The sequence below is a fragment of the Thermodesulfomicrobium thermophilum DSM 16697 genome (assembly GCF_059568695.1).
On the sequence record NZ_JCANTW010000018.1, the window covers coordinates 40,575 to 52,365 of the forward strand.

General features: G+C 60.8%; 10 protein-coding genes. 3 read left to right on the forward strand and 7 right to left on the reverse strand.

Annotated features, from left to right (window positions below; translation table 11 throughout):
* The first annotated feature begins 4 nt into the window (after positions 1-4).
* From BR00_RS10995 to BR00_RS11005, 3 genes are all read left to right on the forward strand, one after another.
* Positions 5-643 (forward strand): cytochrome b/b6 domain-containing protein, encoded by a 639-nt coding sequence (locus BR00_RS10995; RefSeq protein ID WP_496477645.1) that lies wholly within the window; start codon positions 5-7, stop codon positions 641-643.
* 62 nt (positions 644-705) lie between these two features.
* Positions 706-1,662, forward strand: coding sequence for a 4Fe-4S dicluster domain-containing protein (locus BR00_RS11000; protein ID WP_496477646.1), 957 nt, complete (start codon positions 706-708; stop codon positions 1,660-1,662).
* Positions 1,649-2,125: a FeS-binding protein gene (locus BR00_RS11005; RefSeq protein ID WP_496477647.1), complete on the forward strand. Its 477-nt coding sequence runs from the start codon at positions 1,649-1,651 to the stop codon at positions 2,123-2,125. The genes BR00_RS11000 and BR00_RS11005 overlap by 14 nt, the downstream gene beginning before the upstream one ends.
* A gap of 75 nt (positions 2,126-2,200) precedes the next feature.
* Here BR00_RS11005 and BR00_RS11010 read toward each other — a convergent pair whose 3' ends face one another.
* The 7 genes from BR00_RS11010 to sat all read right to left on the reverse strand — a co-directional run bounded on the left by BR00_RS11010 (position 2,201) and on the right by sat (position 11,768).
* Positions 2,201-2,866, reverse strand: coding sequence for a hypothetical protein (locus BR00_RS11010; protein WP_496477648.1), 666 nt, complete (start codon positions 2,864-2,866; stop codon positions 2,201-2,203).
* An 18-nt stretch (positions 2,867-2,884) separates the two neighbouring features.
* A complete protein-coding gene (gene qmoC / locus BR00_RS11015) occupies positions 2,885-4,111 on the reverse strand; it encodes a quinone-interacting membrane-bound oxidoreductase complex subunit QmoC (protein WP_496477649.1) in 1,227 nt (408 codons plus the stop codon).
* 9 nt (positions 4,112-4,120) lie between these two features.
* The gene (locus tag BR00_RS11020; protein WP_496477650.1) at positions 4,121-6,409 is read right to left on the reverse strand and encodes an FAD-dependent oxidoreductase; all 2,289 of its coding nucleotides are present in this window, start codon (positions 6,407-6,409) and stop codon (positions 4,121-4,123) included.
* A 3-nt stretch (positions 6,410-6,412) separates the two neighbouring features.
* The gene (locus BR00_RS11025; RefSeq protein ID WP_496477651.1) at positions 6,413-7,654 is read right to left on the reverse strand and encodes a CoB--CoM heterodisulfide reductase iron-sulfur subunit A family protein; all 1,242 of its coding nucleotides are present in this window, start codon (positions 7,652-7,654) and stop codon (positions 6,413-6,415) included.
* Between the two features lie 164 nt (positions 7,655-7,818).
* Positions 7,819-9,804 (reverse strand): adenylyl-sulfate reductase subunit alpha, encoded by a 1,986-nt coding sequence (aprA, locus tag BR00_RS11030; protein ID WP_496477652.1) that lies wholly within the window; start codon positions 9,802-9,804, stop codon positions 7,819-7,821.
* A gap of 42 nt (positions 9,805-9,846) precedes the next feature.
* Positions 9,847-10,335 carry an adenylyl-sulfate reductase subunit beta gene (aprB, locus tag BR00_RS11035; protein ID WP_496477653.1) on the reverse strand — a complete coding sequence of 163 codons (489 nt, stop codon included), beginning with the start codon at positions 10,333-10,335 and terminating at the stop codon, positions 9,847-9,849.
* 161 nt (positions 10,336-10,496) lie between these two features.
* Positions 10,497-11,768: a sulfate adenylyltransferase gene (gene sat, locus BR00_RS11040; RefSeq protein ID WP_496477654.1), complete on the reverse strand. Its 1,272-nt coding sequence runs from the start codon at positions 11,766-11,768 to the stop codon at positions 10,497-10,499.
* Positions 11,769-11,791: the final 23 nt, after the last annotated feature.

The following is an 11,791-nucleotide window of genomic DNA, read 5'->3' on the forward strand; positions in this document are numbered from 1 at the left end:
TCCCATGGCGAAAACCAAAATCTATCTTTACACGCGCTTCGAACGCTTCTGGCATTGGCTGCAGGCCATCATCATTTTCGTCCTGCTCCTGACCGGATTCGAAGTCCATGGAACCTACAGCCTGCTCGGCTTCCATACTGTGGTACGGATTCACAACGCCTTTGGATTTGGCTGGGTGGTGCTCTTTGCCTTCATCATCTTCTGGGTCTTCACCACCGGAGAATGGAAGCAGTACATTCCCACCAGCAAAAAGCTCTGGGAAGTGGTGCGTTACTACACCTCCGGTATCTTCCAGGGAAAACCCCACCCTGTGCAGAAGACCAAAGAAGCCAAACACAACCCCCTGCAACGGCTGACCTACCTGGCGCTCACCGCAGTACTGCTCACCCTGCAGATGGGTACCGGCCTTCTTTACTATCTCTATAACGACTGGGCCGTGTGGGGGCTCACCTTCCTCGGCTTGCGAACCATTGCCCTCATCCACCTGGCCTGTGCCTTCGGCATCCTCGCCTTTGTCATCATCCACATCTACATGACCACCACCGGCCACACCCTCACCAGCCACATCGCGGCCATGATCAGCGGCTGGGAAGAGGTGGACGAACACGAAGTCGCGGATTGGGAACGGGCTGCCCGACGCTAGGCATCCTTGACACCCCCAGGGCCATGGCTATCCGTGGCCCTGATTTTTTTCTGGAGGACTCTATGGGCATTTCCCGACGGACATTTTTTCAGTGGCTGGGGGCGAGCGCTGCGCTCTCGGTGCTCCCCGGGACCAGCGAGGCCGCAGCAGCAGGAGAAGAACTCGCCACCATGCTCGACCTCTCTCGGTGCGTGGGATGCGGCTCCTGCGTGGAGGCCTGCCGGGAGGCCAATCAAGCCAAATATCCCCGTCCCACCAAACCATTCCCGAAGATGTACCCCCAAGGACGGGTGCAGGTAGCGGATTGGCCCGAGCGGCGCCTGGTGGACGACCGGCTCACGCCGTACAATTGGCTTTTCATCCAAACCGCGACCGGAACCTATAACGATCAGCCCTTTGAAATCCACATCCCCCGCAGGTGCCTGCACTGCACCAATCCCCCCTGCGCCAATCTGTGCCCGTGGGGCGCGGCCTTCAAGCAGACCAACGGCATCGTGCGCATCAACGATCAGATCTGCCTCGGCGGCTCCAAGTGCAAAGCGGTGTGCCCCTGGCATATCCCGGAGCGCCAGACCGGCGTGGGACTCTACCTCGACCTGCTTCCTTCCTACGCCGGCAACGGGGTCATGTACAAATGCGACCGCTGCTGGAACCGCATTGCCGAAGGCGCGCTCCCGGCCTGTATCGAGGCCTGCCCATACGACGTGCAAACCATCGGCCCCCGACAGGCCATTGTGGAAAAAGCGCACCAATTGGCCGAGTCCATGAATGGATTCCTCTACGGCGAGCATGAAAACGGCGGCACCAATACCATCTATGTCTCTCCAGTGCCCTTTGACGTGCTCAATGCCGCCATCGCCACCGGACCGGGACGGCCCCACTTGAAGGCCGTGCCCGACCCGTTCCATGAGGAAGAACGCCTGACGCGCGCCATCCTTGCCGCCCCCCTGGCCGGGATTGCCGCAGGCGCCCTGCATATCCTGCGCGCCACCAAGGAGAATTCCCATGAAGACAAGTAATCCCGGCGGGGCCGCGCCGCAGGCCGCCGTGCCCACGCCGCCCCCGTGGCAACGGCGCCTGGTGGCGGCCGTGATTTTCGGCCTCCTTTTCACGGGTCTTGCCCAGATGCCCATTTTCAAGCGCTACTACCTGGCGGACGTACCGGGCTTTGCCTGGACTGCGGACTTTTACGCCACCCACCGCATGCACTACGCGCTCGCCGCACTGCTGCTCTTCTGGTTGAGCTACCGAGCTACCCTGGGCATCGCGGCATGGCGTCGCGGATGGCGGCCCCGCCGGGCCGCTGTGCTCAAGGCCGTCCTCTGGCTCGGCATCGCGGCCACGGGACTCGCCCGGGTGGCCAAGAACACCCCGGGGTTCTTTTTCTCGCCGACGACCACGATGCTTCTGGACTGGATCCACCTCGCCCTGCCCTTTGTCCTCGCGCCGGTGGCACTGTTGGCTCGGCGAAACAGGGAATAAAAAAAATCCGCACCCTCGGAAAAGGGTGCGGATTTTTTCCAAGGCTCCCGCGCCGGTTGGTAGGGAGCCCATTTTTTACCAATTGGTGTCGGAGAAGGGATCCGAGGCACCGCCGGAGAAGCCGAAGTCCGAACCAGCCTCGGCCTGGGCCGGAGCGCCCGCGGCCTCGCCGCCTGCAGCCGGAGCCGCAGCAGCCGCCCCCGCCACGCCGGCCACGACCACACCGGTCTTCTTCACTTCTTCCACCTGCTTGAGGAGCTCTTCCAGCTTGGCGGTGAACTCGGCAACCCGCGCCTCAGTGGTGACGAACAGCTTCTCGGCCTCGCCCTGCTTCTCGCTCTCGTACTCCTTCACCTTGGCCTGCAACTTGGCGATCTCGGCGTCCTTGGCGGCTACCGTGGACTCCAGGTCCGCAATCTTGGCCTCCGCAGCAGCGATCTTGGCGGCGAAGCCTTCCAGCTTCTCGAACACCGCGTCCACTTCGGCCTTGGCGCGCACCGGCATGGGCGCCACCGACACCGACTGGCCGAGCTCCACCATCTGGCCCTTGGACATCTTGGTGAGCTCCGGATGCTGCTCATAAATCCACGCCTTGGCCAGGGCCGCGGCAAACGGAGCGAACTCGTCAGCGAGCTCCCGCTGCACGAGGTAGCTCAGCATTTCGTTCACCTGATCATTGGCCTCACCTTTGATGTAGGCCACAAAGGTCTCCATGGGAAAAATCTTCCGGGCTTCCGACATGATGCGTCCTCCTCTTGATTAAATGACAAAGACTTTCTCGTCCTCGATGAGTTTTTCGCCAATGGGCAGACGGCCCACATACCGCGCATAAATGAGCGCGGTGGTCCGGTACACCAAGTGGCCCAACTTGGACCACGGCAGATAGGCAATGAGCATGAAGATGCTCACCAGATGCAGGTAGTAGGTGAAGAAGGCGAGCGGGGCCACGGCGGCCAAGCGGAACACCTCCGAACCAATACCCGTCAGCGTCACGGCCCAGATCACCCCCAAGAGATACCAATCATAGTAATTGGAGCGGCTCTTGCGACGCTCGAGGTTGAGACGACGGCGGGTAAGCAAGGTGAGACCGGTCAAAAGCAGCACTGCGCCCACATTGGCCAGGATCTTCACCGGGCTCCACAAAGGCATGGGGGTATGCCCAATGGGTGCCAGGAAGGGAATGATCTTGCCGCCCCAATGGGCCACGGCCACGATGGAGGTGACGATGAAGCAGGCCACAAAGCCGTAGAACAAGAGCAAATGGCCTTTGACCCGCTCCTCATCCGCAGGCTCGTCGATGCAATCCTTGAAGCGCGTATGCTGGAGCACCTCATACTTGATGGCATCGATGATGGCCTCTTTGATGGTGGGCTTTTTATAGCCGATGACAAAGGTATCCGTCACCGTGCCTTTGAACCCCTCGATGAGGTTCCGGACCCCCACGGCAAAGCAAATGACCACGAAGAGGGCGGTAAGGCCGAAGATGGGATCGATGGTGAAATCGCCGGGGAAGAGGTTCCCGTACACGATCTTACCTTCCTCCGTCACCGGGAAGAAGCTCCCCACCATGGCGGCGCGGATCATCCAGACGATGCCGAAGATGACCGCCGGGATGCCTGCCAGGATCGGCAGATGCTTGGGCGAGCTCATCCACTCCCCGATGATGGCCGGCGGCACCAGCTTGCGGTAGGTCATGTTGCGCAGGGCAGCGAGCAGGTCACCGGGTTTGGCCCCACGGGGACACAGATCCGAGCAGGTGCCGCAGTTGTGGCACAGCCAGATGTCGATGTCGTTCAAGAGCTTGTCTTTGAGCCCCCACTGCGCCCAGACCATCTCCTTGCGCGGGTAGGGATTGTCTGCAGGAGACATGGGGCAGGCTACCGAGCACGTGGCGCACTGGTAGCACTTCTTGAGGTCATCGCCTCCCACCTCCTGCAATTCCTTGACGAATTGCACATTGGGTTCGATGCGTACCGTTTTGGACATGCAAGCCTCCTAGTAGCCCTTGAACGGGTTGGGACCGAGCTTCATGATATCTTTCACGAACTTATCAATCAGTTCGGGGACGATGGCGTAGTCGTCAATGGCCACCTGAAGCTGCTGCACGCGCTCGGTCTCGATGCCCAACTTGCCCAGGGTCTCACCGATGTTGGCCATACGGCGGTTACACAGCTCCGAACCCTTGACGAAGTGGCATTGATAGTCCTCGCCGTACTTGCAGCCGAGAAGCAGGCAGCCGTCGGTGCCTTTGGACATGGCGTCCGCGATCCAGATGGTGTTGACCGAACCAAGACAGCGCACCGGGATGATGCGGACGTACGGACTCCAGGATTTCCCCTGCAGGGCAGCGATATCCAGGGCCGGGTAGGCGTCGTTCTCGCAGGCCAGGATGAGGAAACGCGGACCGCCGACCTCGATGTCGTCCGGCACTTCCACCTGTTTGATCATGGAGCCGATCTGGTCGATATTGTAGTTGTCGAAGGAGATGACGCGCTCGGGACATGCACCCATGCAGGTGCCGCAACGCCGACAGCGGGAGGTATTGGGCATGGGATTGCCCTTTTCGTCCTCGTCCAGGGCTCCGAAGGGGCACTCTTCGGTGCAGCGCTTACACTGGGTGCAGCGCAGGAGGTTGAACTTGGGGAAGGACAGGTCACCCGAACGCGGGTGCACCGCCATGCCGCGATTGGCGGACTCCAGGCACTGCACCGCCTTGAGGGCCGCACCGGCGGCGTCGGTCTCGGTCAGGACCAAGGTCATGGGCTGCCGCACTGCGCCGGCAGTATAGATACCTGTGCGCCGCGTCTCGTACGGGAAACAGATATAGTTGGAGTCGGCGTAGCCGCTGAAGAGCTCCAGATCCGGGAAGGCCGGACCCTGACGGTATTTGAGGTTGAGCACCGGCTCCAAGGCCGTGGTGGGCACCATGCCTGTGGGAACCACTACCAGGTCGGCCTCGATCTCCACCTTGGCGCCCAAAAGGGTGTCCTCCAAGACCACCACCACATCGCCATCGCCGCCATCGCGCACTTCACGCACGATGCCCTTGGTCATCATGATACCCGGATCATTCTGCGCGGCCTTGTAGTACAGCTCGTTCACTCCCGGCACCATCATGTGCTCATAGGCGATCATGGCGATGCTCTCGGGCAAAAGCTCCCGCACATATCCCGCCTGCTTGAGGGCCGTGAGCGAAGTCAACTCCGAAGTGAACGGCAGGTGCTTATAGGTGACCTGCTTGACGAAGTTGGTCTTGGGCGCGTCACTTTCTTCCTTGCTTTCAGCCTTCTTGGCCGCCGCCTCCGCTTCGGCACGCTCTTTTTCCGCAAACGGCGTCAGGGTCTCGCCAAAGCCCAAGAGGAAGAGCACTTTTTGGGGCTTGGCACCGTCGGACTTGCGCACAATGGCGCCCGCTTTGGCCATGGCCTCGAATTCCCAAGCCGTGACCACGTTCTTGAGGCTGCCATATCCAAGCGGCTTGAGGTAGCTCGCATCCAGCGGCGTCCAGCCCGTGGCCAAGACCACGGAGCCCACTTCCTCGGCACGCTCCTCCCCGTCCACGGCGATGGTGGCCGTGTACTGTCCCGGCGCACCGGCCAAGGCCTTGAGCTGGGCACCAAGCAGCACCGTGATGTGCTCACTTGCCTGCACCGCTGCGATCTTCTTCTCCACGCCGGTAGGCTGTGCCTGCGTGTACGGGGGGGTCATGGGGATGGTCTTGTACATCTCCGCCGCCGCGCCGCCGAGGTGATCCTTCTTTTCCACCAGGAGCACTTCGTAGCCCAACGCAGCGACGTCCAAGGCCGCCGTCATGCCGGCAAAGCCACCGCCCACCACCAGCACGCGGCGCACCACGTCGATCTCGCCGCCGCCCGGCTGGGCCGCCTTCTGGAGCTTGACCACGCCCATGTTCACATAGTCGGTGGCCATCTTCTGCAGGAGCTCCGGAGTGGCGCCCGGAACCACGGGCTGCCCTTTGGGATCCTGATAGCACAAAACGCATTGCTCCCGCAGGTTCACCCGCTCCACGAGCACGCCAGAGAAGCGATAGATGTCCCAATCCACGCGCGGAGAAGAGCCACAAATACACACGCCATCCACGGTCCCGGCGTCGATGTCGGCCTGGATCATGGCCCGCCCTTCGTCCGAGGCAAGCTGCGGGTGCGACTTCACCACAGGACAGGTGGCGCCCCACTTGGCACGCACGCCATCCATGAGGGCGGCGAGATCCAGGGCTCCCCCCAGCGAGGCTTCATCAAAATACACACCAATTTTTTCAGCCATGGTCTACCTCCCTCTCACCGTCTGGATCGCCTTCATGGCTGCGGCCGTGGCGGACTGGGCCGTCTTCATGACATCCAACGGCTGTTTGGCGCAGCCAGCCACGAAAATCCCTTGGTCCTCACCGTTCACAATGAACCCTTCCTCGTCCACCGTCACGTCCAGAGGCAGTTTCTGGGCGGCAAGGCTCGGCTGCATGCCCGTGGCCAAGACCACCAAATCAAAACGCTCCACCGACTTGGCGCCGGTCACGGCGTCTTCCACCGTCACCCAGACATCGTCCCCCGCCTTGTCCTGAGCCACGGCAGCCACCTTGCCTTTGACCGCGTGAATCTTGGGATCCGCCAAGACTTTTTCGGCAAAGGACTCATAACGCCCAGGGGTACGCAAATCGATGTAAAACACGGTGACATCCGCATCCGGATACTGCTCGCGGACGTACTGGGCCTGTTTGAGCGAGGCCATACAGCAGATGTACGAGCAAAACGACAGATGGTTTTCATCCCGGGAGCCAGCGCACTGCACGAACGCGACCTTCTTCGGCGCGCGCCCGTCGGATGGGCGCAGAATCTTGCCTTGGGTCGGCCCGTAGGGGGACGCCAGACGCTCCATCTGCATATTGGAAATGCAGTTCTTCACTGCGCCGGCACCGAGGTTGGTGAGCCGGGTGACATCGTAGGGCTGCCAACCTGTGGCCACCACAATGGCGCCCACCTGGAGCGGGATGAGGCGCTCCTCTTCCGCCAAGTCCACATGCGGGCACGCCGACAACGCACTCTTGTCCGCGTCCGTCAGACACGCCGTATCCACCACGTACCGCTGCGGGAACGCAAAGGGCACGTCCAGATACAGGCCCTTGCGGCGGGCCAGGCCGAACTCAAATTCACTTGCGGTTTCGCCGGAAAGCCCCTTGGCCACGGCGCTCAAATCCACACTATTCGGGGCCGTATGGCGCGGACGCACTCGCACTGTGACCGTGTAGTTGCCTTTGGAGCCCTCGACCTTGGCCACTTCGGCCAACGTGAAAAATTTGACCAGCGGATTGTTTTTGATGCGCTGGTACTGGATCTCCAGACCACAAGATGGCGGACAAAGCTTGGGAAAATACTTATTGAGCTGCATGACCCGTCCGCCCAAGTACGGAGACTTTTCCACGATATAGACCTCGTGGCCCAGCTCCGCGGCTTCCAGGGCGGCGGTCATCCCCGCGAACCCGCCACCGATGACAAGTATGCTGGTATTCGCCATTACATTCCTCCCAGGACAACGTTGAAGGCCATAAAATGAATAGAATGGCCCAAGCATGATCTATAACAACCTTCAAGATCCGTTACAGATCATACAGAGACCATTCTATTGCCGCGAAAGAAAAGGCTGCGGGGCGAGCCCCGCAGCCTTTCGTGGCCCATGAACTAGTCAGGGATGATCTGGTAGTAGTGTCTCTTGAAGACAGTGGTCTCACCGGTCTTCGGATCGTACTTGGAGTTGACGAAGCACTTCCACTTGGAGTCATCGAGGCCCATGAAGTCGGCACGATAGTAGAAGCCGGGGTAACGGCTTTCCTGACGGAAGCGGATGTGCTGCATGTGCAGGCGCACGGTCCACAGACGGTGGTACTGTTCCCAGCAGCGCAAAAGCTCGTGCAGATCGCGAGCAGCCAGCTTCTTGGAGTCTTCCTCGAGCATGTCGAGCAGGGCGAAACCGGTGTCGAGCAGCTTCTCGGAAGTGGTGTACAGGGTGGCCACACCGCCGCCGTATTCATCGGTGGCCTTGATGAGGCGCATCATGAAGTTGTGCGGAGTGATGTAGTGGGGGTTGACCACCGGATCCGTGGAAGCACCCTTGTACTGCTCGTAGGTGTACCAGGGCTGGTAGATCTCTTTCTTCAGGGCTTCGGCATCGATCTGCAGGGTGGGCTTGAAGTCCTTGTGGTCCACGCACCAGCGCACCATCTGCTTGCCCACGATACGACCCTCGGCGTGCGAACCCGAGGAGAACTTGTGACCAGAAGCGCCCACGCCGTCAGCGCAGGTGAACAGGCCGTTGACCGTGGTCATACGGTTGTACACCTTGCCGTTGTCCGCACGGACCTTGTACTCTTCCGGCACCCATTCCTCGTCCGGACCCGACACCCAGATGCCGCAGCAGCCGGAGTGGGAACCCAGCAGATAGGGCTCGGTGGGCATGATCTCGGAGCCGCGCTCCTCGGGCTTGATGTTCATACAAGCCCACAGGTTGGCCTGGCCCACGCACATGTCGAGGAAGTCTTCCCACGCTTCGGACTCCAGGTGCTTCTGCTCCTTGGGAGTCAGCTCTTTGAAGGTGGTCTGCAGGGCAGTGGCGGTGTCCATGTAGATAGGGCCACGGCCTTCACGCATCTCGCGCAGCATCATGTGGTTGCGCAGACAGGTGGGGATGACCTGACCCTTGGCGTAACCACGATCCTCGTAGGGCTTGAGCATGGCGCGGTTGGTGACGCAGTAGTCCTCACCCTTGGCGTTGGTGGCTTTGGCCTTGAAGAGCAAGAACCAAGCGCCCACGGGACCGTAACCGTCCTTGAAGCGAGCCGGGACGAAACGGTTTTCCATCATGGTCATCTCAGCGCCCACCTGCGCACACATGGTGTAGGTGGAGCCAGCGTTCCACACCGGGTACCAGGCGCGGCCCATACCCTCACCCGTGGAGCGGGGACGGTAGACGTTCACCGCACCACCGCAGGCGCAGCAGATGGCGTTGGCCTTGATGACATACACTTTGTTCTCGCGCACCGAGAAGCCCACGGCGCCGGCGATGCGGTTCTCCTCCTTGGCGTCCAAGAGCAGCTTCACGATGAAAATACGCTCCATGTAGCGCTCTTCGCCCAGGGCCTTCTTGGCGGCCTCGGCCACGATGCACTTGTAGGACTCACCGTTGATCATGATCTGCCAACGGCCGGAGCGCACCGGCGCATCGCCATTGCGCAGAGAAAGACCCTGCTTCTTGGCCTCGGCGCCGTCCAGGTTCTTGCCGTCCTTCTTGATCCAGCAGGGCAGGCCCCACTCTTCGAACAGATGAACGGAATCATCCACGTGGCGGCCCAGGTCGAAGATCAGGTCTTCGCGCACCAGGCCCATGAGGTCAGTGCGCACCATGCGCACGTAGTCATCGGGCTCGTTTTCGCCAAGGTAGGTGTTGATGGCGGACAGGCCCTGCGCCACCGCACCGGAGCGCTCCAGGGAAGCCTTGTCGACCAGAAGCACGCGCACGCCGTGCTTGTCCGCCCAGCGGCAGGCCTCATAAGCCACGCCGCAGGCGCCCATACCACCGCCCACGATAAGGGCATCGGTTTCCAGTTCCACGAGCTCCGGCTCGGCCAGGGGCAAACCTTTTACAGGATCTTTCACAGGAATCTGAGGCATATGTTCCTCCTGAATATCGTACGTTGGTCAATAGGCCCAAACTTAGGCAACGGCAGACTTGAAGACCTGCTTCAGATCGGCCTCGGCCACCTCGAACTTCTTGCCCAGAGCGGTCTGGGGCTTCTTCAGCGCGGTCTCGGTGAACAGCAGCTCGTCATCCAGATTGCCGGGCTCGGGCTTGCCAGCGTAGGGATCAATGGAGCCTTCAGGAGTGGTACGGATGGGGAACTTGAAGCGCTTGACCTCACCCGAACGGAACTGCACCGTCCACATGATGTCTTCGGCGCTCCGCAGCGGGATCGAGGTGCCGCCCATGGGGGCGAAGTCCGCGTACGGACGGGCCGTAATGGCGCCCTGAGGACAAATTTTCACGCAGGAGTAGCACTCCCAGCAGGCCGCAGGCTCCTGGTTGTAGGCACGCATTTCCACCGGATCCAAGATCATGAGATCGTTGGGACAGATGTACATGCAAGCCGTCTTTTCACCGCCCTTGCACCCATCACACTTTGCCGGATCAACAAAGGTTGGCATAATTCCTCCAGTCACTAGATTTGTTTGGAAAAGAAACCCAAACCACACAGGCAGGCGCGTTGCGCTTGTGAATCTTTTACCAACGTTCCGCGCTTGCTGTCAAGGCACTGGGAATTCTCACGGGCTCGGGACAAGATCCCGAGCCCCAAAAACCACAATGCTTATTTCATGATGCTGCCATCGGCAGCGCGCTGCATCTTGATTTCCACCTTCTCGGTGAGCCCTTCGTAGTACTCGCGCAAGATGGCGAGGACTTCGTCGCGGCCGAAGTGATCCGGAACCGGAGCGCCTTCGGACAGGGCCTTGCGCAGCTTGGTGCCCGACAAGATGACGCGGTCTTCCTTGGTGTGCGGGCAGGTACGTAGGGAGGCCATGCCGTCGCACTTGTAGCAGTAGAAGGTCCAGTCGATCTTCATGGGCTGGGTGATGAGGTCCTTGCCCGGGCCGAGATTCTTGGGAATGCGGTCGAAGATCTCCTGGGCCTCGAACATGCCGTAGAAGTCGCCCACGCCGGCATGGTCACGGCCGATGAGCATGTCGCTCACGCCGTAGTTCTGGCGGAAGGTGGCATGGAGCAGACCTTCGCGGGGACCGGCGTAGCGCATATCCAGCGGATAGCCGCCCTGCACCACATTGGCCTTCACGAAGTACTTGTCGATGAGGGTGTCGATGCACTTGATGCGCACTTCCGCCGGGATGTCACCAGGCTTGAGATTGCCCACCAAGGAGTGGATGAACACGCCGTCGCACACTTCCACGGCGATCTTGGCCAGGTACTCGTGGGAACGGTGCATGGGGTTGCGCAGCTGCAGGGCGGCCACACGGCTCCATCCGCGCTCTTCGAAGATGGCGCGGGACTCGGCCGGGGTCATGTAGCAGCCGGGGAAACGCTCGCGGTAGTCGCCCTCGGAGAGGACCTTCACCGGGCCAGCGATGTTGTACTTCTTCTGGGCCATGACCATCTGCACGCCAGGATGATCTTCCAGCGCCACGGACCAGAACTTGTCGTCCGCAGAATCCGGACCCTGGCCCTTGTAGACCTTCTCGCATTCCCACTTCTTGTCGGCCTCGGTCATTTCGTACACTTCGGTCACCTTCATGGTGGCCATGTACACGCCCTTTTTGGGATCGAACAGGGCGATCTCCTCGCCGACCTTCACCTCTTCATCGGTGTCCAGGGTCACGGGCACCGGCCAGAAGGTGCCGTCCGCCAGGGTGAAGTTCTCACACACCGACTTCCAGTCCGCGCGGGTCATGAAACCATTCAGGGGGCTGAAGCCGCCAATGCCCATCATGATGAGGTCGCCCTTGGCGCGGGGGCTGATCTCGATCTTCTTGAGGGTCTTGGCCTTTTCCAGCTCGGCCTGAAGCTCGGCGCCCTGAAGCAGGCAGCACACCAATCCCTTTCCACCATGGGGGGGTACGAGAGCCATAACGCGATTACCTCCTCGGATAA